Source organism: Azorhizobium sp. AG788 (assembly GCF_943371865.1).
Classification (GTDB): Bacteria; Pseudomonadota; Alphaproteobacteria; order Rhizobiales; family Xanthobacteraceae; genus Azorhizobium.
Genome location: NZ_CALRWL010000027.1, coordinates 1 through 25478, shown reverse-complemented (window position 1 = coordinate 25478; position 25478 = coordinate 1). Strand labels below are relative to the sequence as shown.

The following is a 25478-nucleotide window of genomic DNA, read 5'->3' as shown; positions in this document are numbered from 1 at the left end:
ATGGCATTGCTTGAGGTTCAGGACCTCGTCATCGACATCCCCACCGACAGCGGCGTGCTGCATGCGGTGAGCGGCCTCTCATTCTCGCTGGAGCGGGGGGAAACCTTGGCCATCGTCGGCGAGAGCGGCTCCGGCAAGTCGCTCACCTCGCTGGCGCTGATGAATTTGCTGCCGCGCCGCGCCCAGCGCCGCGCCACCCGCATCGCGTTCGACGGCATCGACCTGCAGAGCATTTCGGCGGGCGGCATGCGCAAGCTGCGCGGCAACCGCATGGCGATGATCTTCCAGGAGCCGATGACCTCGCTCAACCCCTCCTACACCATCGGCAACCAGCTGATGGAGGCCTTGACCTGCCATCGCAAGGTCAGCCAGACGGAGGCTCGCGACCGGGCGATCTATCTGCTGGAAAAGGTCGGAATCACTGCCGCCGACCGGCGGCTGTCGCAATATCCCCATCAGCTTTCCGGCGGCCTGCGCCAGCGGGTGATGATCGCCATGGCGCTGATGTGCGGACCGGACCTCATCATCGCCGACGAGCCCACCACCGCCCTCGACGTCACCATCCAGGCGCAGATCCTGCACCTGCTGGCCGATCTCCAGAAGGAGTTCGGCATGGCGGTGATCCTGGTCACCCACGATCTGGGCGTGGTCGCCCGGGTCGCCGACAAGGTGGGTGTCATGTACGCCGGGCGCCTAGTGGAAAGCGGCACCGCCCGCTCCGTGTTCAAGCATCCGCGCCACCCCTATACCCGCGGTCTGCTGGACTGCATTCCGGTGCCCGGACGCACCGTCCCGGGCATGCCGTTGGGCGCCATCCGCGGCCAGGTACCGAACCTGATCGGCAAGCTGGAAGGCTGCGCCTTCCGCAATCGCTGCGATTTCGCCATGGACGCATGCGCCCAGACCATCCCCCTCGCCTGCCCGGAACCGGACCATGTGGTCCGCTGCGTGCGCGTGCCCATGCTGGAGGCCTCCGCATGAGTGACACTGTCCTCGAACTGCGGAACGTCACCCGCACCTTCGCCATCTCCCAGGGCATGTTCCGGCAACGGGCCACCCTGACCGCCGTTGCCGGCGTCTCCTTGAAGGTGGCGCGCGGCGAGGTCTATGCGCTGGTGGGCGAAAGCGGCTCCGGCAAGTCCACCCTCGCCAAGATGCTGCTCGGCCTGCTGCCGGCGTCCAGCGGCGAGATCCTGATCGACGGCACGCCCATTGCGGCCACCGACCGCATCGCGGTGGCCCGGCGCATCCAGCCCATCTTCCAGGACCCCTACTCCTCGCTCAATCCGCGCAAGTCCATCTCCCAGCTCATCGCCTTGCCATTGGTGGTGCACGGCATCGGCACCGGGGCGGAGCGGCAGAAGAAGGTGGAGGAGATGCTGGACGTGGTCGGCCTGCCCCGCCGCCTCCTGGACGCCTCCCCCAGCCAGCTGTCCGGCGGCCAGCGCCAGCGGGTGGCCATCGCGCGCGCCCTCATCATGCGTCCGGAGGTGGTGATCTGCGACGAACCCACCTCCGCGCTCGATGTCTCGGTACAGGCGCAGATCCTCAACCTGCTGCTGGAGCTGAAGAAAGAGTTCGGCCTGACCTATTTCTTCATCAGCCACAATCTGGCGGTGGTTGAGCATCTGGCCGACCGGGTGGGGGTGATGTACCTCGGGCGCTTCGTGGAGGAGCGCACTCGCGCCGGCCTGTTTTCCGGGCCGAAACATCCCTATACGCAAGCACTTCTTGAGTCGGTGCTCACCCCTGATCCGGACATGGGCGTTCCCGATACCCATCTCGGCACGATGTTCCCCAACCCGCTCACCCAGATGCAGGGCTGCGCCTTCCAGCCCCGCTGCCCGATCGCCACCGACATCTGCCGGACCACCGCCCCGCCGATGGCCCATTTCGCCGACGGCTGGGCCGCCTGTCACCACGCCCCCGGCCTCGCCACGCTGAGCGCCGCCTGATGCCGGCCCGCGCCCGTCCCGGCGCGACCGCGCCCTTGTCCCTCCCTGGCGCAACCGCGCTCCCTCTCCCGCTTGCGGGGGAGGGTTGGGGTGGGGGCGCCGCGCCAGCGGCGAGGGCTCGCGGCCGGTACCAGGACCTTTCCGAAGCTCCGCTTCGGCCCCCTCCCTGCCCTCCCCCGCAAGCGGGAGAGGGTTCCGCCGCGCGCCTGGAGAGGCGCCCCGCGCCGACACCTGCTTTCCATCCCCACACGGAACGAAGCTGACATCATGAGCCGCCAAGATGCCGTCGCCCGCGCGGCGGACTATTTCGATCGCGGAGCCTTCCGCGCCGATCTCGCCCGCAGGGTCGCCATGCCGACCGAAAGCCAGACCGGCAACAGCCTGGATGTGCTGCGCGCCTATCTCACCGACGAGATGATCCCCACGGTGGAGAAGCTGGGCTTCGTCTGCCGCATCGTCGAAAATCCCGTGCCCGGCTACGGCCCGTTCCTGATTGCCGAACGCCATGAGGCGGACGGCCTGCCCACCGTGCTCACCTATGGCCACGGCGACGTGGTGTTCGGCCAGGATGCCGGCTGGCGCGAGGGCCTTGCGCCCTGGACGCTGGTGGAGGAAGGCGACCGCTGGTATGGCCGCGGCACCGCCGACAACAAGGGCCAGCACACCATCAACATCGCCGCTCTGGAGCAGGTGATGGCGGCCCGCGGCGGCACGCTCGGCTTCAACAGCAAGCTGCTGATCGAGATGGGCGAAGAAGCCGGCTCGCCGGGCCTGCGCGAAATGGCCCAGCAGGAGCGTACGGCGCTGGCCGCCGACGTGCTCATCGGCTCCGACGGCCCCCGCTTGCAGGCGGTGCGCCCCACGGTGTTCCTCGGCTCGCGCGGCGCGTTCAATTTCGAGCTGGAGGTGAAGCTGCGCGAAGGCGGCCATCATTCCGGCAATTGGGGTGGCGTGCTGGCCAATGCCGGCACGCTGCTGGCCCATGCCATCGCCACCCTGGTGGATTCCAAGGGCCGTATTCTGGTGGACGGTCTGAAGCCCACGGAAATCCCGGCTGCCGTCCGCGCAGCTCTGGCGGACATCAAGCTGGAACAGGGCATGGGCGATCCGGACATTGATCCGGAATGGGGCGAGACCGGCCTCACCCAAGCGGAGAAGATCTTCGGCTGGAATACGCTGGAAGTGCTGGCCTTCAAGACCGGCGCGCCCGAGGCCCCGGCCAATGCGGTGCCGCCCAGCGCCAAGGCCACCATGCAGTTGCGCTTCGTGGTGGGCACCGATCCCACCACCATCATCCCGCTGGTGGAGGCTCATCTGGCCGCCCATGGGCTGGAGCGGGTCTCGGTGAAGCCCTCGCGCATGGCCACGTTCGAAGCCACCCGCGTGGATCCCACCGACCCTTGGGTGTCATGGGCGCTGGCCTCCATCGCCACCACCACCGGCAAGACCCCGGCCCTGCTGCCGAACCTGGGCGGCTCGCTGCCCAATGACGTGTTCGCGCTCATTCTCGGCATGCCCACGGTGTGGGTGCCGCATTCGTATCCGGCCTGCTCGCAGCATGCGCCGAATGAGCACCTGCTCGCCTCCGTCGCCCGCGAGGCGCTCCAGCTCATGGCCGGCCTGTTCTATGATCTGGGTGAGGATGGCCCGGGCATCCTCAAGGCCCGCGCCAAGTAGCGCTCGCACACTCGCCATCCGACCCAGCCGGCCAGCGCCTCCGCTCTGGCCGGCTTTTCTTTGCCCGCGTCAGAAGTCCAGCGGCCGGTTGTCGACCACTTCCTTCATGACGAAGAAGGTCCGCGTCTGCCGCACCCCCGGCAAGGCGATGATGCGGCTGGCGTGAATGCTGTTGAACGCGGCCATGTCGCTGACGCGGATCTTGAGGAAATAGTCGAAATCGCCCGCCACCAGATGGCAGTCCAGCACGAAGCTGAGATCGGCGATGGCGGTCTCGAAGGCGGCGAAACTCTCTGGCGTCGAGCGGTCCAGCACCACGCCCACCATGACCAGCGTGCCGCGATCCACCTTCTCCGGCGCCACCAGCGCCCGGAAACCGGTGAGGTAGCCTTGCTTGATCAGCGCTTGGGTCCGTCGGTGGCAGGTGGCCGGGCTCACCGCCACCATGTCCGCCAATTCCGCATTGGTCAGGCGGCCGTTCCGGTGCAGCAGGCGCAGGATTTTTGCATCGATCCGATCCGCGAATTCCGGTTCGGAAGATTCTTTCACAAGGTCCGCACTCACCGGAACTCTCCATCATATTTCCGGCAGAATAGCGCTATCTTGCGCATAATTCGCCCTAACTTCGAGAGGACCTTTCACAATTTTTCTGTCTAGTTTGCGACACTGACGCCATCGAGGACCGACCATGCTCGCCGAATTTGAACGCTACCCCCTCACCTTCGGCCCCTCGCCGATCGAGAAGCTCCAGCGCCTGACCGACCATCTCGGCGGCAAGGTCGAGATCTATGCCAAGCGCGATGACTGCAACTCCGGTCTCGCCTATGGCGGCAACAAGCTGCGCAAGCTGGAATACATCATCCCCGACGCCATCAAGTCCGGCGCCGATACCCTGGTGTCCATCGGCGGCGTGCAGTCCAACCACACCCGCATGATCGCGGCTGTGGCCGCCAAGATCGGCTTCAAGTGCCGGCTGGTGCAGGAAGCCTGGGTGCCGCATGAGGATGCGGTGTACGACCGCGTCGGCAACATCATGCTCTCGCGCATCATGGGCGCCGACGTGCGCCTGGTGGACGACGGCTTCGACATCGGCATCCGCAAGAGCTGGGAAGATGCCATCGCCGACGTGGAAGCCAATGGCGGCAAGCCCTACCCGATCCCGGCCGGCGCCTCGGTGCATCCCTATGGCGGCCTCGGCTATGTGGGCTTTGCCGAAGAGGTCCGCGCGCAGGAAGCCGAGCTTGGCTTCAAGTTCGACTATATCGTGGTGTGCACCGTCACCGGCTCCACCCATGCCGGCATGACCGTGGGCTTCGCCAAGGACGGCCGCTCGCAGCGCGTCATCGGCATCGACGCGTCCTTCACCCCGGCCCAGACCAAGGCCCAGGTGCTGGAAATCGCCAAGCGCACCGCGGATCTCGTCAAGCTCGGCCGCCCCATCACCGAAGATGACGTGGTTCTGGTGGAAGACTATGCCTACCCCGTCTACGGCGTTCCGTCCGAAGAGACCAAGGATGCGATCCGTCTGGTCGCCCGCCTCGAAGCCATGATCACCGATCCGGTCTACGAGGGAAAATCCATGCAGGGCATGATCGATCTGGTGAAGAAGGATTACTTCCCCGCCGGTTCGAAGGTGCTCTACGCCCATCTCGGCGGCGCCCCGGCCCTGAACGGCTACGGCTACGCCTTCCGCAACGGCTGAAGCCTCTCGCGACGGGTCGGGCCACGTGGCCCGGCCCGTCGCACCTTCCGAAGTATTGGTTTATCCCGCCGATCCGCCGCGGGCCGGCTTGCGAATATCGTCATAGAGCCGGTGCAGGCGCTCCAGGGACTGGGTCGATCGCTCCGGCTCGGTGGCAGCCAGGCCAATCACCAGCATCTCCAGACACATCAACACCAGTCCGTGCAGCGGCACCATTTCGGACCGGCCCCGCGGCACCCGGATCGTCACCTGCGCCTGCTTGCCAAAGGCGGGCGAGCTAGACGCCGTCAGCAGGATCATCGGCACGCCGAGACGCCGTGCCTCTTCCAGCGTGGCAGAGCCCTCCCGATGGGCGCTGGCCTGCCCCATCATGAGCAGCACATCACCGCTACGCATGGCCAGAAGTTGCTCGCCCAGGGCGATGCCGGTCCGGTTCAGCACATAGGCGTGCCGCCCGTTGCGGATCAGCAGGCGCATCACATAATCGGAAATGATCGCCGAAGCGCCGATGCCGAACAGCCCGATGCCCTCCGCGCTGCGCATCAATTCGATCGCCGCGGCGATGGCCGCACGGTTCGCCGGACTGGTCACCGCCTCGATGCCCGCGAGATGGCCGTCGCGCACGAAATCGATGGAAGTGTCGATGCTCTGCTTGAGCTGCGCGGTGGTGGACGACATCCGGTCCACGGAGGACACCACCTCCCCCAGATAGCCGGTCAGGGTGCGCTTGAGGTCCCGCAGGCCTTCAAACCCCAGTGCCTGGATGGCGCGAATGACGGTGGCGTCGGAGGTGCCGGTGTCGGCGGCGATGTCCAGGGCGGACTTGTGAAGAATGGTGCGGCGGTTCTCGTCGATATAGTCCGCCACCATCTTCAGGCTGGGCGAGAGCGACGCCCCACGGGTGCGCAGGCGCTCGCCGAAACGGTCCACCTTGGTCTTCTTACTTTGGGTCGGCGTCGTCATGCGGCCGGTGCCTGCTCCTGTCGGTGTCGCGCCCATGCTGGCACAGGCGGCAGGCAGCTCCAACCTCAGCGCCAGGCGTCGCGCAGGCGCAGCGCCTGGGCCTGGACCACCGGCACCAGCAAATTGAGCGCCGCATAAGTATTGGAAATGGTTTCGTCGCGGGGCAGCAGCAGAAAGCGTCCTTCCCGGCACGCCTTGAGCACCGCGCAGAAACCGGGCATGGCCTTTTCCATATCCGCCAGCTCCTCTGCCGGCCCACCGCTGCGATCGGAGCGGAAGGTATCGAAGATGAGGTCGGCGTCGAGGTCCGGCAGGCGCTCGGCGCTCACGTCCATCCGCCCGCCTTCGGGGATGGAATCGGCGAGCTTGGGAAAGCGGAAGCCGGCATCGCGCAACACCCGCCCCAAGGCCCGATCGGTGTGGAACACCGTGATCTTGCCCTGGTTGGCCTGGAAGGTGGAAACGGTGATGCGCGCCGTATCCACCAGCGCCCGCAGTTGCCCGATCTGCGCCGCATAGCGGGCCTGCAACGCGGCAAGGCGCGTCCGCGTGCCCGTCAGGTCCGCGAGCTTGCCATAGAGCCGCTCCGGCCCGCCCTTGAGATGATCCAGGCTCACGGTCGGTGCGATCCGCTCCAGTTGCGCCACCGGCGTGTCGCGCGTGGTCAGGGTGATGATCAGATCAGGCCGCGCCTGAGCCACCGCCTCCAGGTCGATGGCATTGGCCCCGATGAAGGCGATGGAAGACGTGTCGAAATCCACGCCCATCAGCAACGCACCCGCGCGCAAGAAGCGGGAGCCGTCGGGCCTCACCCGGCCATGGCTGGCCACCGGCATCACGCCCAGTTCAATCAGCGGCAGCGTGATGTCGAGATCATGCAGCGAGACGATGCGCATGGGGTGGTCCGGCACCGCAACCGTGCGACCAAGGTCGTCCGTAAAGGTGCGCGTCTGCGCGCGGGCACCGCCCATGGACATGAGCAGGACCGTGGCAAGGACGACGAAGGCGCGGCACAGGGGAACAACCATCGCAAACCTCATGGGTGCGGTCACAGCCGATCCCGGCGGTGCCACAACAGCAGCAGGAAGACAGGAACCCCGAACACGGCCATGACGATGCCGGCCGGGATCTGGAGGGGCGCGAACGCCAGGCGTCCGAACGTGTCGGCGGCCAGCACCAGAAAGCCGCCGCACAGGGCGCTGCCCGTCAGCAGTGCCCCCTGACCACCGCCCACCATGAGGCGGGCCATATGCGGCGCCATCAACCCCACGAAGCCGAGGCTACCGACGCAGGAGACAGCCGCAGCGGTCATCAAGGCCGACGACGCCAGCCGCAGGCCATTCAGTCCCTTCAGCCGCACGCCGAGGCCGCTTGCGGCGGCATCGCCCAGCAGCGCGGCATCGGCCTGCCGCGCGGTGGCGGCAAGCGTCAGCGCACCGAGTGCCCCCCAGAGCGCCGCGACGGGCAGCATGGGCCAGGCGGCGTTATGCAAGCTGCCCGCCAACCAGAGCAGAGCGGTCTCCACATCATTGATATCGGCAGTGGTGAGAAAGATGAGCAGCACTGCGGAGAGCAGCCAGGAGAGACCGATCCCCACCAGCACGAAGCGCAATCCGGAAAGATCGCGCGCCAGGGCGCACACCAGCAGCGCCGCGCTCAGTCCGCCGGCCAGTCCGGCCACCGGACGCCAGCCGAGGCTCAGCCCGGGCGCGCCGAAAAGCACCAGCAGAACGCCGATGCTCGCCCCCTCCTTGACGCCGATCAGACCGGGATCCGCAAGGCCATTGCGGGTCAGCGTCTGCATGGCGGCACCGGCGAGCCCCAGCATCGCCCCGATCAGCATCGCCATCAGCACGCGGGGGAGCCGAACCTCCATGATGATGTGGAGGACTTCCCGGTTCGCCTCGCCACCGGTGAGCGCCGCAATCGCCGCACCGGTCGGAATATGCAGGCTGCCGTGCATGAGCGCCCATAGGGCGCCGGCCAGCATCGCCCCAGCCAGGGCGAGGCAGATCACCAGCGGCCGCAGACGCACCCGAAAGGCGAGCGGCCCCAGCGTGGTCCGCCGATAGCCGGCGCGATAGGAGGGCGCGCGCATCAGCGGCTCCGGGCGGCGAGCGCCAGGAAGACCGGCACGCCCACCAGGGCAGTGAGAGCGCCGGTCGCCAGTTCCCGCGGCGCCAGCAGGCTGCGCGCCGCAAGGTCCGCCGCCAGAAGCAGACAGGCCCCCAGAACGGCGGACAGCGGCAACAGCAGGCGCAGATCGCGGGTGATGCAGGCGCGCACCACATGCGGCACCACCAGCCCGACAAAGCCGATGGGGCCTGCGAGGGACACCGCCGCCCCACATAGGAGCCCGGCCGCCGCGAGCCCGGCCCATCGGGTGCGCACAAGATCAACGCCCAGGCCGCTGGCCACCCCATCCCCCAGCGCCATGGCATTCAGGCGGCCGGCGATGGCGCACGCAAGCCCAAAGCCCAGGAGGCACACCGGCACGGCTCCCCGCAGGGCGGCATAGGACTGGCCCGACAAATCGCCGGCGAGCCACAAACGGATGGTTGCAAGCGTCTGGTCATCCAAAATGAGTTGCGCCGAGGTCAGTGCCGCCGCGAAGCTCGACAGCGCGATGCCGCACAGCGTCACCTTGAGCGGTGTGAGGCCCTGGCGCCCCGCCGAGGCGGTGGCCAACACCAGCGCAAACATCGCCGCCGCGCCGCAGGCGGCCACCACCGGCCGCGCGGCGATCAGCACGGGGCCAGAGACCGCAGGAAATCCCGAAGCCAGCGCCGGACCGAAGGTGATGGAGGACACCACAGCCAATACGGCGCCCGCATTCAGCCCCAGCACATGGGGCTCGCCCAGGGGGTTGCGGGTGATGGCTTGCAGCAAGGCCCCGCACACGCCCAGCGAAGCCCCGGCCAGCAGGCCCACCAGCAGCCGCACCATGCGCAATTCCACCACCACCTTGTGGTCGAAGCGGGTGGGATCGAATGCGAAGAGCGCCTCGATCACCGTTGCAGGGGGAATGACCCGGGCGCCAAACCCCAGATAGGCCAGCGCGATGCCCGCCAGCAGCATCGGCGCCATCGCGGCGCCGCTCAGACGGATCCCTCGCCGCGCCGCCAGGCGCCGCGGTGCACACCCGCTTGCCGTCACGCCGCCCCCTCGCTCGGCCCGGTGACGGGGACAAACACCGGACGGCCGGTCTGCGGATGGCGCAGGGCCATGACTTCGACTCCGAACACGTCGTGGATGAGCGCGGGATCCAGACCCACGCCATCTTCCACCACCGCGCGAATGCGCCCCTCCTTCAGGCACACCACCGTATCGGCATAGGCCAGCGCCAGATTGAGATCATGCAGCACGACCACCACGGCGCGATCGTGGGCGCGGGTGACATGGCGCAACAAATCCAGCACCTCCACCTGGTAGCGCAGGTCCAGAAAGGTGGTGGGCTCATCCAGCAGGATGACGCGGGTTTCCTGTGCCATGGCCATGGCAATCCAGCAGCGCTGACGCTGGCCCCCGGAGAGCGAATCCACCGGCTGTTGGGCAAAGTCCAAGGTGTCGGTCAGGCGCATGGCGGCTTCCACCGCCGCCTCGTCCGCATCACTCCACTGTTGCAGAAAGCCCTGGTGCGGATATCGGCCGCGGGAGACAAGGTCATAGGCCGTCAGTCCCTCCGGGACGAGCGGGCTTTGGGGCAGGATGCCGAGCGCACGGGCCAGGGCCTTGGTCGGCATCTCATGGACCGAGCGCCCATCGAGCCGCACGCTGCCGCCGAACGGCTTGAGCAGGCGGGCCATGGCGGCCAGCAGGGTCGACTTGCCGGACCCGTTCGGCCCGATCAGCGCTGTCATGCGGCCGGCGCCCACCGCGAAGGACACATCGTCCACCACCACCCGCCGACCGTAGCCCGCACGCAGCCCGTCAACCGAAAGACCCGGGGGCGCTCGGGGGGCGATGGGCGGGGCCTGAAGCGGGGATGGTTCCAGCGCCGGGTCCTGCGGCACGTCAAGACGGTGGCGATCAGCCGGCCGCGCCTTCACCGCGAAAACCAAACCCGCCTCCCTCCGTCCGGCCCATGCCCACCAAGGATGGTGGTGGCTATCTGTCTCGATCTCATCCCTGTAGTAGTCAAATGCGGTGACAAGAGGAATGGCTCCGCACGTCCACAACTCTAGAACATCTCCAGACAACAGAGAGCGCACCATCGAAGAGAAGCGATTAAGTTGTAATCATTCTAATTCTAGATTCCGGCCAAAGCGTCTCGCCATCATGATGAGATTTCATTTCCGCATATCCAACACAGGCGGAATGCACCGGACATATCGGCACAGGCACAGATTGAAATGTGTCTGAACAAACCGTTCTACAGGGATTGGATTGTTTCCATATTTTACTACTACAGCCCGGCTTGAAACACATCCCTCACAACACGGAGGTCGGCGCCGCCGAACGCTCCACCTCGATACCTCTGAAAACATCGCAAAAACGCGATTGGCCGAGGCCATGTGAATGACCATTTCCACCATCGGCCACGGGATCATCCGGTGCGCCCCCCTCTCCGCAATGATACTCGCCGCTCTGGCTTCCACAGCACCGGCCGATGCCCAAACTGCCGCGGCACTCCCGCAGACCATCGCCAATCCGGACAATGAGATCCTGCTTTCCACCCTGGTGGTGCAAGCCAGCGGCGAGACAAAGGGCTTCCAGCCCATCGCCACCTCCACCGCGACCCTGACGGACATGCCGATCCTCGACATTCCCCAGGCGGTGAACGTGGTGACCAACGAGGTGATCGTCGATCAGAACGCCCATACCCTCGATGAAGTGCTGGCCAATATCAGCAATGTGACGCCGGCCAACACGCTGGGCGGGACGCAGGATGCCTTCATCCGGCGCGGCTTTGGCGACAATCGCGACGGCTCGGTGCTCACCAACGGCATGCGCACCGTGCTGCCGAACAGTTTCAACGCCACCGCCGACCGGGTGGAAGTGCTCAAGGGGCCGGCGACCACCCTCTACGGCATTCAGGAACCGGGCGGCATCATCAACATCATCACCAAGAAGCCGCAGCAGACGTTCGGCGGCTCCCTCGGCGGCACGCTGTCAAATTTCGGCGGCGGCTATGCGGATTTCGACATCACCGGCCCCATCGCCGGAACGAATTTCGCCTACCGCTTTATCGGCGAATATCAGGACACCGACTATTGGCGGAACTTCGGCTCCACCCGCCAGAATATCTTCGCCCCGTCGCTCAGTTGGCACGGCGAGGACACCACGCTGACCGCCGCCTACACCCATCGCGACTACACGGTGCCGTTCGACCGCGGCACCATCTTCGACCTGGGCACCGGGAAAGCGGTCAATGTCGACCGTCGCACCCGATTTGACGAACCCTACAATGTGACCGAGGGCTCGTCGGACCTGTTCCAGATCAACGCTGAGCGGCAGCTCAGTGACAGCTGGAAACTGAAGCTCAACTACAGCTACAGCCGCGACATCTATTCCGACAATCAGGCGCGCTTCATCTCCTACAATTCGAAAACCGGCGCATTGACCCGCCGCGCCGATGCCACCCAGGATTCCACCCAGTATGATCACAATCTGCGGGCCGACCTCACGGGGACCGTGAACATCGCCGGGTTCAAGAATGAGCTGCTGTTCGGCGCCGCATACAATTATTATGACCTGCTGCGCACGGACATGATCCGCTGCAGCAATCGCACCGGCTTCAACATCTACACTCCAGTCTATGGCAAGCTTGCGCCCTGTACCACCGTTTCGGCCGCCGACAGCGACCAGACCACCAAGCAGACGCTCTACAACGGCTATATTCAGGATGCGCTCTACCTCACCGACCAGTGGATTATCGTCGCCGGCGGCAGCTTCCAATATTATGACCAGATGGCTGGCAAGGGGCGCCCGTTCAACCTGAATACGGCGGCGGACGGCAGCGAGTTCATGCCGCGGGCGGGCATCGTCTACAAGGCGACCGACAAGCTGTCCCTGTATGTCAATTACGCCACCTCCTTCATGCCGCAGACCTCCATTGCCAGCTACATCGGCAATCTGCCGCCGGAGACCGGCGTCTCCTACGAGGCGGGCGTCAAGTTCGACATCCTGCAAGGGCTCACCGGCACGGCAGCCGTGTTCGACATCGAGAAGGAGAACGTGCTCTATACGGAGGTGATCGGCGGCGAGAGCTTTGCCCGCACTGCCGGCAAGGTGCGCTCGCGCGGCTTCGAGTTCGATATCGCCGGCGCGGTGACGGACCGGATCAATGTCATCGCCAGCTACGGCTACACCGACGCCGTCGTCATCGAAGACCCCACCTACCAGGGCAACACGCCCACCAACGTGGCGCGCAACACCTACTCGCTGTTCGCGACCTATGATTTCGGCAAGGTCTGGGGAGACAATCGCCTCAAGGTCGGCGGCGGAATGCATGGCCGCAGCCGGGCGCCGGGCGATCCGGCCAATGCCTTCTGGCTACCGGCCTACACGGTGTTCGATGCGCTTGTCGCCTACACCATCCAGGCCAAGAACCCGATCACGGTGCAGCTGAACGTGAAGAACCTCTTCGACACCACCTACTACACCTCGACCCAGGCGACGAACCTTGGCGTGGCGGTGGGTGACCCGCTGGAGGCAACCCTCTCGGCCCGCGTCTCGTTCTGAAGCCACTTGAACGATCTGGCGTGCCGCGCGTTCACAGCCGGATGACGGACGGCGATCGGATCGCCGTCCTCGCGTGAAAGCGCACGGACACGCATCTCGGCCGCCGCTTCGAAAAGCGGCGGCCGGAACTTCACCCCAAGTCGGACGCGGCGCTCATGCCGTCCGATAACGGTCCAACCAGTGAGCGTAGGGCGCGGGCAACGTCCAGGCGGCTTTCTCCACCCCCAGCTCGCGGGCGGCGCGATAGGGCCAGTGGGGGTCCGCCAACAGCGGCCGGCCGAGCGAGACGAAGTCGACCTTGCCGTCGGTGACCAGAGCCTCCGCCTGGCGCGGCTCGCTGATGAACCAGCTGGTGGTCACCGGCAGTGCCACCTCGCGACGCACCCGTTCCGCAATCGGCGCCATGAGCGCAGGTCCCCAGGGGATCTTCGCCGTGGGCGTCGAGAAGCCCATGCTGACGTCAATGGTGTCGAGCCCGGCCGCCTTGAAACGACGCACCATCTCGATGCCCTCTTCGAGATCGTCCGTACCATCGAACTCCGTGACGCCGAAACGGGCCGCCAGCGGCAGGTTGTCCGGCCACACGGCCCGAACTGCGGCAAGGGTCTCGATCAGAAACCGTGCCCGGCCTTCGAAATCGCCACCATAGGAATCGGTGCGCTGGTTCGACCAGGTCGAGAAGAAGCTCTGCCCGAGATAGCCATGCGCGAAGTGCAATTGCAGCCACTCAAATCCGGCGGCGCGGGCGCGCAGGGCCGCGGCGACGAAATCGGCCTTGACCCGCTCGAGATCCGCCAGTGTCATCGCCCGCGGGACGAGGGGCAGGTTGGGTCCGAACGCGACCGCCGAAGGTGCGATCGTCTGCCATCCCCGCGGGTCGCCGGGCGACATGTGATCATCGCCTTCCCAGGGGCGGTTGGCACTGGCCTTGCGGCCCGCATGGCCGATCTGAATCCCCGGCACTGCGCCGGTGGCCTTAATGGCACTGACGATCTGGCTCCAGGCTTGGGCCTGTTCATCGGTCCAGATGCCGGCACAGCCCGGGGTGATGCGCCCTTCGGGCGACACGGCGGTGGCCTCGGCGATCACCAGCCCTGCGCCGCCCCGCGCCAGGCCAGCCAGATGGACCCGATGCCACTCATTGATCAGGCCATCCTCGGCCGAGTACTGGCACATGGGCGAGACCGCGATGCGGTTCTTCAGAGTCACGCCTTTCAACGTGAAGGGGGCAAACAGCGCGGACATGCGACACTCCTGACGGGTCAGTGGGCGGGATCGCCAATCGATACGATAGTTCGAATATAGTCGAACATTGAAATGAATGAAAGACCCGTGCTATCGTTCGCCATGCGGATGATCCAGCACCCAGCCATCGAAGATGTGGCCCTGAGCCAAGTGCTTTATGCCCTGAGCGACCCCGTTCGGCTGGGCGTGGTGCGCCAATTGGCGCAGGGCGGCGAAGCCACATGCTCGGCGCTCGACGCCGGGCGGCCAAAATCCAGCATGTCGCATCACTTCCGAGTGCTGCGGGAAGCCGGCCTTGTGCGCACCAGAACCGATGGTCCGGCCCATATGAACGAGCTTCGCCGCGACGAACTCGAGCGGCGGTTCCCCGGACTCTTGACGGTGGTGCTGGCCGCCCAGGCCGAGGCCCCCGGCCGGACCTGAACGGACGCCCTCGCCAGACAGCGTGCGCCGATCATAGGCGCGATCAGGTCCCCGCCTATGGGCCAAGCACCGCCATCGGTCGGGACGCAATCACGAACGGCTCCCGGCTGCAGCCAGATCGCAGAAGGCGTCGAGCGCCTGCCGAATCGCTTGCACGCCCTGCGTGATCACGGAGGGCTCCAGCGTGGCATAGCCCAGGACCAGCCCGGCGACTTCCGGCCGCGGGAGCGTTGCCGCATCGGCGTAGAGCGGCGTGATCGGGTAGACCCCAGCGCCAGCCTGCTGCGCCAGTTGCACCATCTCCCCTTCCCGCGCGCGGGGCACGCCGTTCAGCCAGAGCACCACGTGAAGGCCCGCATCCGCCCCGGCGACGGTCATGCGGTTGCCCAGCGCCGCAGACAGGGCGGCCAGGAGTTGGGCGCGCCGCTCGCCATTGCGACGGCGCACCCGGCGCACATGGCGCTCATAGGCCCCCGTCTGGATCAAGGTGGCGAGGGCCTCCTGCTCCAGGGTCGATGTGTGCCTGTCGGTCAGTCTCTTGGCCTTGGCAAACGCGACCGCGAGCGCATCCGGCACCACCACATAGCCGAGGCGTAAAGCCGGCGAGAGCGTCTTGGAGACCGTTCCGATGTAAAGCACCCGCCGTCCGCCATCCATGGCGTGGAGGGGCGGGATCGGGCTGACATCGAACCGATATTCACTGTCATAGTCATCTTCGACAATGTAGGCACCGGCGCTCTCCGCCCAGGCGATCAGCGCGCGCCGGCGTGCGATGGACATGATGCTGCCCAAAGGAAATTGATGCGCCGGCGTGACATAGGCCAGCCGCGCGGGCGGTAGCCCCTCCGTCCGCATCCCCTCCCCGTCCACGCCCACGGGCACCACGTCCGCCCCCGCCGCCAGGAACACCTGGCGCGCGAGGCCGTAACCGGGGTTCTCCATCACCGCCCGCTCGCCCCGATCCAGAAGCAACCGGGCACAGAGATCGAGGCCCTGCTGGGAGCCGTTCACCACGACGATCTGATCGGGTTCGCACCGCACGCCGCGGGCGCGCCAGAGATAGCCTTGCAGCGCCTCCCGCAGTTCCGGCAGGCCGTTGGCCTCGCCATATCTCAGCCGTGGCAGCCTCCGCGCCAAGGCGACGTTGACCGCTTTCTTCCAGGCGCGCAGGGGGAAATCGCCCGCGGCAAGATCGCCGTATCGAAAATCCGCGACAAGATGCTCGGGGCCCGACGCCGGGGGGGCAGGGAAACGCTCCACGCGTCGACCAAAAGCGGAAAGGGTCGCTGGCTCCGGACGCGGGGCCGGCATGTCCGGTTCCCGTGGCGCCCGTTCGAGCCCCTGGGCCACGCGGGATCGGGCGCCATGCCGGGTCTCGATATATCCTTCGGCGATCAACTGCTCGAAGGCAGCCGTGACCGTGGTGCGCGACACGCCCCACTCCGCCGCCAGGGACCGCGTCGACGGCAGCGCGGCGCCGGCGCCAAGGGCGCCGGACATGATCTGGCTTCGGATCGCCTCGTAGATCCTCTGCGTGCGCAGGACACCGGCCGCCGCGAGGGGGAGGCGCGCCATGACTGGCCCATCATTTTTGACTAAAACTGGACGTTCCTTGTGGACCACTTCTCGCCCATGGTCCAGCCGCCTTCGCGAGCACCGCGCAGGCCGACGGAAAGCCAAAGCGGTGGCGCAACTCAGCGTGCCACGGCATCCGGCTCGGACCACACGAGACCCTCATGACTGTTTCTGCGCCAACCCTGTTCCGCGGCTTGTCAGCCTTCCCGATCACGCCGGCGGATGCCGACGGCCGGGTGGACACCGATGCCCTGGCTCGTCTGCTCCAGCGCCTGGTGTCGGCGGGCGTGGACTCCATCGGGCTGCTGGGCAGCACGGGCACCTATGCCTATCTGACCCGCGCGGAACGCCGCCGCGCGATCGAGGCCGCAGCCGCCATCGTGAACCACCGGATCCCCCTGATTGTGGGGATCGGGGCGCTGCGCACCGACGACGCGCAGGACTTGGCGCGTGACGCGAAATCCGCCGGGGCGGACGGTCTCCTGCTCGCGCCGGTTTCCTATACGCCGCTGACAGACCAGGAGGTCTTCACGCATTTTGCTGCCGTCGGCGCGGCAACGGACCTGCCGCTCTGCATCTATAACAATCCCACCACCACCCATTTCACCTTCTCTCACGCCTTGATCCAGCGCCTGGCTGCCCACCCCGGCATCATCGCCGTGAAGAACCCGGCGCCGCCGCCGGCCGAGGTGGCCCCGTCGCACATGGCGCTGCGCGCATGCGTGCCGGACACGTTTTCCATCGGCTACAGCGGTGACTGGAATGCACCCGATGCCATTCTGGCAGGCGGCGAGGCTTGGTACAGCGTGTGCGGCGGCCTGCTTCCGGAACCCACGATGAAACTGCTTCGCGCCGCCCAGCGGGGGGATCATGCGGAGGTCGCGCACTGGAAAGGTCGATTCCAGCCCCTGTGGGCGATCTGCCAGGAATTGAGCAGCCTGCGGGTGATGTATGCCGCCGCCGACATCCTCGGCATTTGCCATGCGCTGCCCCCGCGCCCTTTGCTCCCCTTATCGTCGGAGCATCATGATCGCATCGCCGGCGCGCTGGAGCCGCTGCTTGGGGACGGCCCTCAAGAGCCATGACAGGTCTTGCCCGCCGCTCTATGCGCTATGGGGGCTTGGACGAACCGCAATGGGTGCCCGCGGCGTTGTGCGGGTACCCACCACCTGATTTTCCTGAGGCCTGGCGGCTCGGTGGCCGTCGTTGCCTCACATCACGGGACAGCGCCGCCGCACGCCTGACACGGTCGTCGGTATCACCTTGACGGTTGCCACGACGAAACCCGCCCGGCGCGAAGATTTTTCATCCTGACCCTGAGTAACATCTACCCACTCGCGCCACGATTTATAATGTTCAACACCCGCTCTGGTTACGCTTGAAATTGTTATAATGTCTCATTTCCCCATCACCATGGTAACGATCATATGATGATTGAGCGAGGTCAATGCGATGACCCCGCAATAGTCGCTCCCTTCCCAAGACAAGGAAGGGTCTGCCATGGCAAATATGATGAAAGCCGCCGTCGTCCACCAGTTGGGTCAACCGCTGGTGATCGAACAGGTGCCGATTCCCGAGCCCGCCGCCGATCAAATCCTGGTGCGGATTGCCGCCACCGGCGTCTGCCATACGGATTTGCATGCGGTGAAGGGCGACTGGCCCGTGAAGCCGACGGTCCCGTTCATTCCCGGCCATGAGGGCGTCGGCACCGTGGTCGGCGTGGGCCGTTCGGTGAAGCGGGTGAAGGAAGGCGATCGCGTCGGCATTCCGTGGCTGCACACCGCTTGCGGCTATTGTCCCCACTGCCGCACCGGCTGGGAAACGCTCTGCGGCGCGCAGCAGAATACCGGATATTCGGTGAACGGCAGCTTCGCGGAATATGCGCTGGCCGATCCCAATTATGTGGGCCGCCTGCCCGACAATCTGGAATGGGGCCCCGCCGCGCCGATCCTGTGCGCCGGCGTCACCGTCTACAAGGCGCTGAAGGAGACCGAGGTCAAGCCGGGAGAATGGGTGGCGATTTCCGGCATCGGCGGCCTCGGCCACATGGCGGTCCAGTACGCCAAGGCCATGGGCATGCATGTGGCCGCCATCGATATCCACCCCGACAAGCTGGCCCTGGCCAAACGCCTCGGCGCTGAAATCGTCCTGAACGCGAAGGAGATCGATCCCGCGGCAGAACTGCAGAAGCAGCTGGGCGGCGTCCATGGCGTGCTGGTCACGGCGGTCTCACCCGCCGCGTTCGAACAGGCGTTTGGCGCGCTGCGGTCGCACGGCACCATGGCCCTGGTCGGCCTGCCCCCCGGCAAGTTCGCCATGCCGATCTTCGACACGGTGCTCAAGCGCATCACCGTGCGCGGATCCATCGTCGGCACGCGGCAGGATCTTGACGAAGCTCTGGAATTCGCCGGCGGCGGCGCCGTCGCGGCGCATTTCTCCTGGGACAAGCTGGACAATATCAACGCCATTTTCGATCGCATGGAAGCCGGCGGTATCGATGGGCGGATTGTCCTTGAACTGAACTGACATGGCAACGGCGCGGCCGCTTTCCGGCCGCGCCTCACCGACGCGTGCTGCACATCCGAGGATCATTCCATGGCCTATGAGACCATCAATCCCTATACCGGCGCCTTGCTCAAGACGTTCGCGGACGCAAGCGACACGGAGGTCACGGCAGCGATCACGCGCGCCGACGCGGCCTTCCTGTCCTGGCGCGAGACCAGCTTTGCCGCGCGCGCCAAGGTGATGCAGAGCGCCGCCACGCTGCTGCGGCGCGACATCGACAGCTATGCCAAACTGCTCACGTTGGAGATGGGAAAGCTGTTCGCGGAGGCCAAAGCCGAAGTGGAGCTTTCGGCGAACATCTTCGAATATTATGCCCATCATGCCGAGCGCCTGCTGGCGCCGGAGACGCTGCCGGTGGCCGATCCGGCCGAGGGCGACGCCATCCTCGTGCACGAGCCGTTGGGCGTGCTGCTGGCCATCGAGCCGTGGAACTTCCCCTATTACCAGATCGCCCGCATCATCGCCCCGCAGCTGTCGGCGGGGAACACCATGCTGCTGAAGCACGCCTCCAACGTGCCCCAGAGCGCGGCCGCGTTTGAGGCGCTGATGCGCGAGGCCGGCCTTCCGGAGGGCGGCTTCCAGAACCTCTACGCCACCCGCAGCCAGATCGAACTCATCCTCAACGACCCCCGCGTGCACGGTGTCGCGCTGACCGGCTCGGAAGGCGCCGGCGCCGTGGTCGCCGCCCAGGCGGGCAAGGCGCTCAAGAAATCCACCATGGAACTTGGCGGCGCCGATGCCTTCGTGGTGCTCGCCGATGCGGACATGGCCAAGACCACCAAGTGGGCGGTGTTCGGCCGGCACTGGAACGGCGGCCAGGTGTGCGTGTCGTCCAAGCGGATGATCGTGGTCGATCCGGTCTATGACCAGTTCCTTACCCTCTACACCGCTGGCGTGGCCGGGCTGCGGGCGGGCGATCCGTTCGACCCCGCCACCACCTTGGCGCCGCTGTCGTCGCAAGCGGCGGCCGATGAGGTCAAGGAGAAGATCCGCGAGGCGGTCGCCCTCGGCGCCACGGCCACCGAAGTCGGCCCGAGCGTTCCGAACCAGGGCGCGTTCGTGCAGCCGACCATCCTGACCGACCTGGCCGACGACAACCCCGCGCGCTACTGGGAGTTCTTCGGCCCGGTCTCCATGCTGTTCCGGGCGAAAGACGAGGCGGATGCGGTGCGCATCGCCAACGATTCCCCGTTTGGCTTGGGCGGCTCCGTCTTCACGTCCGATCCCAAACATGGGGCGGACGTGGCGCGGAAGATTTCCACCGGCATGGTGTTCGTCAATCATCCCACCATGGTCAAGGCCGACCTGCCGTTCGGCGGCGTCCGCCGGTCCGGTTACGGGCGCGAGCTGATCGGGCTCGGCATCAAGGAGTTCGTCAACCACAAGCTCATCAATGTGGTCGATATCGACGCCCCGTTCTGACAGGCAACACGCTCGGGCCGGAGCACTGAGGGTGCTCCGGCCCGAGGGGCTTCATGATCACCGCTGACCGGCCGGGCCGCTCCCGACGGGAGAGCCCGAGGCGTGCGCGCTTTCCGGCTTGGCGCGTGCGGCCCTTCGCGGTACAGCCGTAGCATCTGTCCGCAGGCGAGCCATGCCCATGAAAGCGTCATTGTCCCTCATCGCAGCCGCCCTGCTCTGCGCGCTGCCCGTCCCGATGGCCGCGGCCCAGGGCAACATGCCGCCGCCGCCCGGCTACCTGCCCCCCATCGACGCCCCCGCCGTGCCGCAGACCTGCGCCGGCCTCGCCGGGCTGGTGAAGAGCCAGGGCTCCCTGGTGGTGGGCGACAACCCGCGCACCTACCAGCGCTATGTGCGTGACCAGACCTTCTGCGCCTACCAGCAGGTGGCGACGCCCGCTTGGGTGCCGATGCCCGACAATCCGCAATGCTTCGTGGGCTATACCTGCGGCGACAGCAATAACGACGGCGGCAAGTAGCGCCCTCTGATCGCCCCACCCCGGCGCGGCCCCACCGCCGCGCCAGGGCGAGACACCGCACAGGACCTTAGGCACGACCTGCCAGAATAGACGCCAGATCGGAACAGATGGCTGGACGTGGAAGATTGCGCATTATTCAAGCGCGACTTACACTTTATCATCGTGTTCATTCGGCATCTTGAACCCGCATAAGAACAAGCGCGTCTGACGTTGCGTCGCAAATGCGCAAGGGGAGGCCGGCGTGATGCACGTCAAGGGTCTACACATGGCGCGCGGCATCGCGCTGCTCCTGGCACTGCTGGCCCTGACCGGCTGCTATTCCAGCCTCGATCCGGTGATCGAGACCGGCGACGCCATCGACATTGCAGGAAAATATCGCTGCGTGGAGACGGGCAATGGCCGCGTCTTCACGCTGGATTTCCGGGAGAACAAGCAGGGCAATTTCTTCCCCGCCTACAGCTATGCGGCCAACGGGAAGATCTACAAATTCCTGAAAATCGATGCCGCCACCTACATTGGCCAGGAAGGGGACGAGCGCAACAAGCTGCTCCATCTGTTCTTCGTGCAGATGTCGGGCCGCACGGCGATGGTGCGGGTGCCCGACCTGGAGGCGCACGCCACGGCGATCGAAGACGCCATGCAGGCCAGCCATGTGAATGTGGCCGGCCGGACCGGGCATGACACCATCCTGATCGAGGGCACACCGGCGGAGAAGATCGCCTTTCTCAAGCGCCTGTCGCCTTCGCTGCTGAGGGAAGCGGCCACCTGCGCGCCCCGGTGAAGGCGCGTCACCCTTTGGCTCCTGCCCCCAGGTCGCGCCCCTCGGTTTCGGCGGCAGTGAGGGTGTATTTAATGATGTACCGCGCCTGTCCATCCACGACGACACGTTCTGAATAATTATCCCTTATAAAATCGACCGCATGCGATACGGATGTATAAGAGCTCTTAAGTTGTTTATCCAGATAAGTCATGTCCACTTTGTAATATTCTGAACCGGTTGGATTTGATTGCAGGGCAATGCCGCTACCGTCATGTTTCCAGTAGGCATGTTTGACATCCCGCACATTGATTTCGAACACGCCGGGCGAATAGGTGCCATCCTCATTTTTCTCATAGAGCGATCCGGAGAGACTGTAGATCCCCGTGCTCCAACTCCAGGTCATGTAATCGAGATAGGTCTGAAAATTATCGACCAATTGCTGCCCGCCGGAGATCATCCCGCTGGCGATTTCGATTTCCTCACCGATCTTTTTTATTTGCTCCGCATCGGTCGTGTTGGCCAGTTCCGTGGTTTTTTGCGCAATATAATTCTGACCATCCTTCAGCCTCACGGTGCCCCGATTATAACTGGCCAATGCGGAGGCAAATAATTCGATACTGTCGCCCCATTTGACGAGATCATAGACTCTCTTCGACCCGCTATCGGCGGCCTTGTCCAAGAACTCCTGCCTCCCCACGGTCCTCATGTGCGTAATTTTAGCGTAATCAATTAAATTATCGACCGTATTTTTTGGCATCAGAGGGTGTTTTACATAGATTTCGAAAGAACGCGTGAAGACCGCATACTCCGCATCGGAGTCAAAGCGCGCGCGCACCGCCTTCAGGTCCACGTCGGCCACGGCGATGTAATCATCGGCGGGGCTGGTCTCCGACTGGGAGATCCATGCCTCGGTGGCCACACTGGCGCCCTGCATGTGCGCGTTGCTGGCGGCGGCATTGATCTTGCGCACCTGCTCGATGATCGCGTCCACGGCTTCGGTGCTGGCCGAAGTGTCGCCTTTCAGCGTCTTGAACAATGCCAGGACATTATAGGATGACTCGATGCGCGCGACCATGCGCCCCTCCGCTGCGAGGAGCCGCGGGCCGCTTCATGCGCGCGCGGTCTCAGGTTGGTCGCAGGCCTCATGCCTACGGTTCACGAATGGCCAAACTCGTCTTGTCGGCAAATCAAAATGAACAGCGAACAATATACCTTCAGTTCATGGAACTATAGCAGATTCAATACTCTGGATAAAGGGCACCGCGGTCCAGATGAGGATCACTCACGACGAGGACATCATCATCGCGCCCCCACCGCCCGTGCCCCGCCCCCCCCCGATCCTCGGGTGCCGCCGGCGTGGGTTAAGCCACCATCCTAAATCTTCACCGCATCCGCTGTGGGCTTGCTTGAATACATCACTTTCCCATCTCGCACCACGCGATAGGGATAGTTCTCATGAAGGTGATCAATTCTTTCTTCGACAGACTGGTATGAGTATTTTTTATAGTGATTCTCCGTGTAGAGGAGATCGAATTTGTAATACTCCGTCCCGAACGGATTGGATCTGAGGGCAGTGCCGCTCCCGTCATGTGTCCAATAGACCGCACTGCCGCCTTTCAAGGTGATCTCGAACACACCGGGCGAATAAGTGCCATCCTCATTCTTGTTATAGAGCGAGCCGGAGAGATTATAGGCACCTGCCTGCCAGCTCCACGTGGCGTAATCCAGGTAGGTCTGGAAATTGTCGATGAACGCCTGCTTGCCGGCGACGATCCCATTGGCGATTTCCAGATCCGTATTGATCGTCTTTATCGTTGCCGCATCGGTTGTGTTTGCGAGCTGATCTGCTTTCTCCGAGATGAAATCATTTCCGCTCGCCACCAGCATCGAGTACCAGTTATATTTGGCGAGCGCGCTGGCAAGCCACTCCACGTTATCTCCGCTGTCAATGAGATCGCGCACCTCATTGGAGCCGCCATCTCGGGCCTTGTCCGAATAATACTGAGTCATGAGATTTCTATAATATGTATTCTTCGAACCCTCCACGAGGCTTTCGACCGTTGATTTCTCGATCCGCCTCTCCGGTTCCGCTCCCTTGAAGAAACTGGTGAAGATCGCGTACTCACCGGCATTGCCGAACCGGGATCGCATCCCTTCCACGTCAATGTCGCCGAGCCGGACCCATTCTGCCTCGGTATCCGCCTGCGCAAACCAGGCCTCGGTGGCCGCACTGGCGCCCTGCAGGCGCGCGGCGCTGGCGGCGGCATTGATCTTGCGCACCTGCTCGATGATCGCGTCTGCGGCAGCGGTGCTGGCTGAAGAGTCGCCCTTCAGCGCCTTGAACAACGCCAGGACATTGTAGGATGCCTCAACCCGCGCGACCATGCGCCCCTCCCCAAGAACGAGCCAGAGCCCGCCTCATGCGTGCCTGGTCTCAGGAGCGACGCCAGCCTCATGCCGGCGAATGGACGGTTGCCGACTGATGCCGCGCAACAAAAAATCAACAGCAAGCAATATAACTTCCGTTAGGGAAACTATAGCAGGGGCAGAGTGCGACGGGAAGGGCTTCTGCCCCCGTGCACCGAAGATCATCGCGCAAGGTCGCGGCAACAGGATTGACGCTTGACTGCCCACAGGCGTTGCAACCCCGCACGGCGTCACACCTGTCCTATGCCACGGTGTCGCAAACGGGGAAGTCCGGGGCGAAAGCACATCGCCCCGGTGTAGCACATCGCCCCGGTGTAAGGTTCAGGCGCCGTAGCCGCGCGCCTTCAGCGCCTCGGCGATCTCCTCCAGGGTGCCCGCGTCATCGATGGTGGGCGGGGCGGTCCAGGGGTCGGCGTCGGCGATCTTCTTCATGGTGCCGCGCAGGATCTTGCCGGAGCGGGTCTTGGGCAGACGGTTGACCGTGAAGGCCAGCTTGAAGGCCGCCACCGGGCCGATCCGGTCGCGCACCAGATCCACCAGTTCCTTCTCGATGATGGTGGGGGAGCGCCGCTCGCCGGCTTTGAGCACCACGAAGCCGCACGGCACCTCGCCCTTCAGCGCGTCCTTCACGCCGATCACGGCGCACTCCGCCACATCGGGATGGGAGGCGAGCACTTCCTCCATGCCCCCGGTGGAGAGCCGGTGGCCGGCCACATTGATGATGTCGTCGGTGCGGCCCATGACGAACAGATAGCCGTCCTGATCGATGAAGCCGGCGTCCGAGGTTTTATAAAAGCCTGGAAACTCATCGAGATAGGCTTCGCGGAACCGCTCGTCCTGCTGCCAGAGCGTGGGCAGATTGCCCGGAGGCAGGGGCAGCTTGATGACGATGGAGCCCATGACGCCCGCCGGCAGCGGCTTGGCCGCCTCGTCCACCACCTGGATGTCATAGCCCGGCATGGCCACGGTGGGCGAGCCCAGCTTCACCGGCAGCAGGCCGAGGCCCACGGGATTGCCGGCGATGGCCCAGCCGGTTTCGGTCTGCCACCAATGGTCGATCACCGGCACCTTCAGATGGGCCTCCGCCCATTGGATGGTGTCGGGATCGGCCCGCTCGCCCGCCAGGAACAGGGTGCGGAAGGCCGAAAGATCATGGCCGGCCAGATGGGTGGCCTCCGGATCCTCCTTGCGGATGGCGCGAATGGCGGTGGGCGCGGTAAACAGCGCCACCACCTTGTGCTCGGCGATCATCCGCCAGAAGGCGCCCGGGTCCGGCGTGCCCACCGGCTTGCCCTCATAGATCACCGAGGTGCAGCCCATGATGAGCGGGCCGTAGACGATATAGGAATGTCCCACCACCCAGCCGATGTCGGAGGCGCACCAGAACACCTCGCCGGGCTTGAGGCCATAGAGGTTTTCCATGCTCCAGCGCAGCGCCACCAGATGCCCGCCGGTATCGCGCACCACCCCCTTCGGCTGGCCGGTGGTGCCCGAGGTGTAGAGGATATAGAGCGGATCTGTGGCGCCCACCGGCACGCAATCCACGCCATGCCCGGCGGCGGC

22 protein-coding genes are annotated in these 25478 nt (G+C 65.1%); 11 read left to right on the top strand and 11 right to left on the bottom strand.

The window, feature by feature from the left end:
• The 3 genes from AAG816_RS16080 to AAG816_RS16070 all read left to right on the top strand — a co-directional run bounded on the left by AAG816_RS16080 (window position 1) and on the right by AAG816_RS16070 (window position 3632).
• Complete coding sequence (locus AAG816_RS16080) at window positions 1–981, top strand: ABC transporter ATP-binding protein (protein ID WP_341990672.1); 981 nt, start codon at window positions 1–3, stop codon at window positions 979–981.
• The gene (locus AAG816_RS16075; RefSeq protein ID WP_341990671.1) at window positions 978–1955 is read left to right on the top strand and encodes an oligopeptide/dipeptide ABC transporter ATP-binding protein; all 978 of its coding nucleotides are present in this window, start codon (window positions 978–980) and stop codon (window positions 1953–1955) included. Before AAG816_RS16080 ends, AAG816_RS16075 begins: the two co-directional genes overlap by 4 nt.
• A gap of 267 nt (window positions 1956–2222) precedes the next feature.
• Window positions 2223–3632 (top strand): M20 family metallopeptidase, encoded by a 1410-nt coding sequence (locus AAG816_RS16070; protein WP_341990670.1) that lies wholly within the window; start codon window positions 2223–2225, stop codon window positions 3630–3632.
• Window positions 3633–3701: 69 nt separating this feature from the next.
• Here AAG816_RS16070 and AAG816_RS16065 read toward each other — a convergent pair whose 3' ends face one another.
• Window positions 3702–4196, bottom strand: a complete 495-nt coding sequence (locus AAG816_RS16065; RefSeq protein ID WP_341990669.1) for an Lrp/AsnC ligand binding domain-containing protein — start codon at window positions 4194–4196, stop codon at window positions 3702–3704.
• Between the two features lie 124 nt (window positions 4197–4320).
• Here AAG816_RS16065 and AAG816_RS16060 point away from each other — a divergent pair, with 124 nt between their 5' ends.
• Window positions 4321–5334 (top strand): 1-aminocyclopropane-1-carboxylate deaminase, encoded by a 1014-nt coding sequence (locus AAG816_RS16060; protein WP_341990668.1) that lies wholly within the window; start codon window positions 4321–4323, stop codon window positions 5332–5334.
• Between the two features lie 60 nt (window positions 5335–5394).
• Here AAG816_RS16060 and AAG816_RS16055 read toward each other — a convergent pair whose 3' ends face one another.
• From AAG816_RS16055 to AAG816_RS16035, 5 genes are all read right to left on the bottom strand, one after another.
• Window positions 5395–6297, bottom strand: coding sequence for a MurR/RpiR family transcriptional regulator (locus AAG816_RS16055; protein WP_341990667.1), 903 nt, complete (start codon window positions 6295–6297; stop codon window positions 5395–5397).
• A gap of 65 nt (window positions 6298–6362) precedes the next feature.
• Entirely contained in the window at window positions 6363–7325 is a 963-nt protein-coding gene (locus tag AAG816_RS16050; protein WP_341990666.1) for an ABC transporter substrate-binding protein, read from the bottom strand.
• Window positions 7326–7345: 20 nt separating this feature from the next.
• Window positions 7346–8395 carry an iron ABC transporter permease gene (locus AAG816_RS16045; protein WP_341990665.1) on the bottom strand — a complete coding sequence of 350 codons (1050 nt, stop codon included), beginning with the start codon at window positions 8393–8395 and terminating at the stop codon, window positions 7346–7348.
• Window positions 8395–9384, bottom strand: coding sequence for an iron ABC transporter permease (locus AAG816_RS16040; protein ID WP_341990664.1), 990 nt, complete (start codon window positions 9382–9384; stop codon window positions 8395–8397). The genes AAG816_RS16045 and AAG816_RS16040 overlap by 1 nt, the downstream gene beginning before the upstream one ends.
• Before the next feature lie 65 nt (window positions 9385–9449).
• Window positions 9450–10358 carry an ABC transporter ATP-binding protein gene (locus tag AAG816_RS16035; protein ID WP_341990663.1) on the bottom strand — a complete coding sequence of 303 codons (909 nt, stop codon included), beginning with the start codon at window positions 10356–10358 and terminating at the stop codon, window positions 9450–9452.
• A gap of 457 nt (window positions 10359–10815) precedes the next feature.
• Between AAG816_RS16035 and AAG816_RS16030 the strand changes: the two genes are divergently transcribed.
• The gene (locus tag AAG816_RS16030; protein WP_341990662.1) at window positions 10816–12981 is read left to right on the top strand and encodes a TonB-dependent siderophore receptor; all 2166 of its coding nucleotides are present in this window, start codon (window positions 10816–10818) and stop codon (window positions 12979–12981) included.
• 153 nt (window positions 12982–13134) lie between these two features.
• On the opposite strand, the gene AAG816_RS16025 is transcribed toward AAG816_RS16030, so the two are convergent.
• A complete protein-coding gene (locus AAG816_RS16025) occupies window positions 13135–14226 on the bottom strand; it encodes an NADH:flavin oxidoreductase/NADH oxidase (protein WP_341990661.1) in 1092 nt (363 codons plus the stop codon).
• A gap of 72 nt (window positions 14227–14298) precedes the next feature.
• Here AAG816_RS16025 and AAG816_RS16020 point away from each other — a divergent pair, with 72 nt between their 5' ends.
• Window positions 14299–14649, top strand: a complete 351-nt coding sequence (locus AAG816_RS16020) for a helix-turn-helix domain-containing protein (RefSeq protein ID WP_341990660.1) — start codon at window positions 14299–14301, stop codon at window positions 14647–14649.
• A 90-nt stretch (window positions 14650–14739) separates the two neighbouring features.
• Here the strand turns inward: AAG816_RS16020 and AAG816_RS16015 are convergent, their stop codons facing one another.
• Window positions 14740–16224: a PLP-dependent aminotransferase family protein gene (locus AAG816_RS16015; RefSeq protein ID WP_341990659.1), complete on the bottom strand. Its 1485-nt coding sequence runs from the start codon at window positions 16222–16224 to the stop codon at window positions 14740–14742.
• 161 nt (window positions 16225–16385) lie between these two features.
• On the opposite strand from AAG816_RS16015, the gene AAG816_RS16010 reads away from it, so the two are divergent.
• The 5 genes from AAG816_RS16010 (at window position 16386) to AAG816_RS15990 (ending at window position 21509) form a co-directional block, all read left to right on the top strand.
• Window positions 16386–17309, top strand: coding sequence for a dihydrodipicolinate synthase family protein (locus tag AAG816_RS16010; RefSeq protein ID WP_341990658.1), 924 nt, complete (start codon window positions 16386–16388; stop codon window positions 17307–17309).
• 415 nt (window positions 17310–17724) lie between these two features.
• Entirely contained in the window at window positions 17725–18750 is a 1026-nt protein-coding gene (adhP, locus tag AAG816_RS16005) for an alcohol dehydrogenase AdhP (protein ID WP_341990657.1), read from the top strand.
• A gap of 69 nt (window positions 18751–18819) precedes the next feature.
• On the top strand, window positions 18820–20211 hold the full coding sequence (locus AAG816_RS16000) for an NAD-dependent succinate-semialdehyde dehydrogenase (protein ID WP_341990656.1): 1392 nt from the start codon (window positions 18820–18822) through the stop codon (window positions 20209–20211).
• A 178-nt stretch (window positions 20212–20389) separates the two neighbouring features.
• The gene (locus AAG816_RS15995) at window positions 20390–20728 is read left to right on the top strand and encodes a hypothetical protein (protein WP_341990655.1); all 339 of its coding nucleotides are present in this window, start codon (window positions 20390–20392) and stop codon (window positions 20726–20728) included.
• A gap of 265 nt (window positions 20729–20993) precedes the next feature.
• Window positions 20994–21509 carry a hypothetical protein gene (locus AAG816_RS15990; RefSeq protein ID WP_341990654.1) on the top strand — a complete coding sequence of 172 codons (516 nt, stop codon included), beginning with the start codon at window positions 20994–20996 and terminating at the stop codon, window positions 21507–21509.
• Between the two features lie 7 nt (window positions 21510–21516).
• Here AAG816_RS15990 and AAG816_RS15985 read toward each other — a convergent pair whose 3' ends face one another.
• From AAG816_RS15985 to AAG816_RS15975, 3 genes are all read right to left on the bottom strand, one after another.
• Complete coding sequence (locus AAG816_RS15985) at window positions 21517–22563, bottom strand: hypothetical protein (RefSeq protein ID WP_341990653.1); 1047 nt, start codon at window positions 22561–22563, stop codon at window positions 21517–21519.
• Between the two features lie 299 nt (window positions 22564–22862).
• Window positions 22863–23873 (bottom strand): hypothetical protein, encoded by a 1011-nt coding sequence (locus AAG816_RS15980; protein WP_341990652.1) that lies wholly within the window; start codon window positions 23871–23873, stop codon window positions 22863–22865.
• 363 nt (window positions 23874–24236) lie between these two features.
• A partial coding sequence (locus tag AAG816_RS15975) for an AMP-binding protein (RefSeq protein ID WP_341990651.1) occupies window positions 24237–25478 on the bottom strand: 1242 nt, incomplete at its 5' end.

What these genes read in the sequence shown, in the direction of transcription:
- AAG816_RS16080 (WP_341990672.1), top strand. Translation starts at nt 1, where the DNA reads ATGGCATTGCTTGAGGTTCAGGACCTCGTCATCGACATCCCCACCGAC.
- AAG816_RS16075 (WP_341990671.1), top strand. Translation starts at nt 978, where the DNA reads ATGAGTGACACTGTCCTCGAACTGCGGAACGTCACCCGCACCTTCGCC.
- AAG816_RS16070 (WP_341990670.1), top strand. Translation starts at nt 2,223, where the DNA reads ATGAGCCGCCAAGATGCCGTCGCCCGCGCGGCGGACTATTTCGATCGC.
- AAG816_RS16060 (WP_341990668.1), top strand. Translation starts at nt 4,321, where the DNA reads ATGCTCGCCGAATTTGAACGCTACCCCCTCACCTTCGGCCCCTCGCCG.
- AAG816_RS16055 (WP_341990667.1), bottom strand. Translation starts at nt 6,297, where the DNA reads ATGACGACGCCGACCCAAAGTAAGAAGACCAAGGTGGACCGTTTCGGC.
- AAG816_RS16050 (WP_341990666.1), bottom strand. Translation starts at nt 7,325, where the DNA reads ATGGTTGTTCCCCTGTGCCGCGCCTTCGTCGTCCTTGCCACGGTCCTG.
- AAG816_RS16045 (WP_341990665.1), bottom strand. Translation starts at nt 8,395, where the DNA reads ATGCGCGCGCCCTCCTATCGCGCCGGCTATCGGCGGACCACGCTGGGG.
- AAG816_RS16040 (WP_341990664.1), bottom strand. Translation starts at nt 9,384, where the DNA reads ATGGCGCCGATGCTGCTGGCGGGCATCGCGCTGGCCTATCTGGGGTTT.
- AAG816_RS16030 (WP_341990662.1), top strand. Translation starts at nt 10,816, where the DNA reads ATGACCATTTCCACCATCGGCCACGGGATCATCCGGTGCGCCCCCCTC.
- AAG816_RS16025 (WP_341990661.1), bottom strand. Translation starts at nt 14,226, where the DNA reads ATGTCCGCGCTGTTTGCCCCCTTCACGTTGAAAGGCGTGACTCTGAAG.
- AAG816_RS16020 (WP_341990660.1), top strand. Translation starts at nt 14,299, where the DNA reads ATGAATGAAAGACCCGTGCTATCGTTCGCCATGCGGATGATCCAGCAC.
- AAG816_RS16015 (WP_341990659.1), bottom strand. Translation starts at nt 16,224, where the DNA reads ATGGCGCGCCTCCCCCTCGCGGCGGCCGGTGTCCTGCGCACGCAGAGG.
- AAG816_RS16010 (WP_341990658.1), top strand. Translation starts at nt 16,386, where the DNA reads ATGACTGTTTCTGCGCCAACCCTGTTCCGCGGCTTGTCAGCCTTCCCG.
- adhP (WP_341990657.1), top strand. Translation starts at nt 17,725, where the DNA reads ATGGCAAATATGATGAAAGCCGCCGTCGTCCACCAGTTGGGTCAACCG.
- AAG816_RS16000 (WP_341990656.1), top strand. Translation starts at nt 18,820, where the DNA reads ATGGCCTATGAGACCATCAATCCCTATACCGGCGCCTTGCTCAAGACG.
- AAG816_RS15995 (WP_341990655.1), top strand. Translation starts at nt 20,390, where the DNA reads ATGAAAGCGTCATTGTCCCTCATCGCAGCCGCCCTGCTCTGCGCGCTG.
- AAG816_RS15990 (WP_341990654.1), top strand. Translation starts at nt 20,994, where the DNA reads ATGGCGCGCGGCATCGCGCTGCTCCTGGCACTGCTGGCCCTGACCGGC.
- AAG816_RS15985 (WP_341990653.1), bottom strand. Translation starts at nt 22,563, where the DNA reads ATGGTCGCGCGCATCGAGTCATCCTATAATGTCCTGGCATTGTTCAAG.
- AAG816_RS15980 (WP_341990652.1), bottom strand. Translation starts at nt 23,873, where the DNA reads ATGGTCGCGCGGGTTGAGGCATCCTACAATGTCCTGGCGTTGTTCAAG.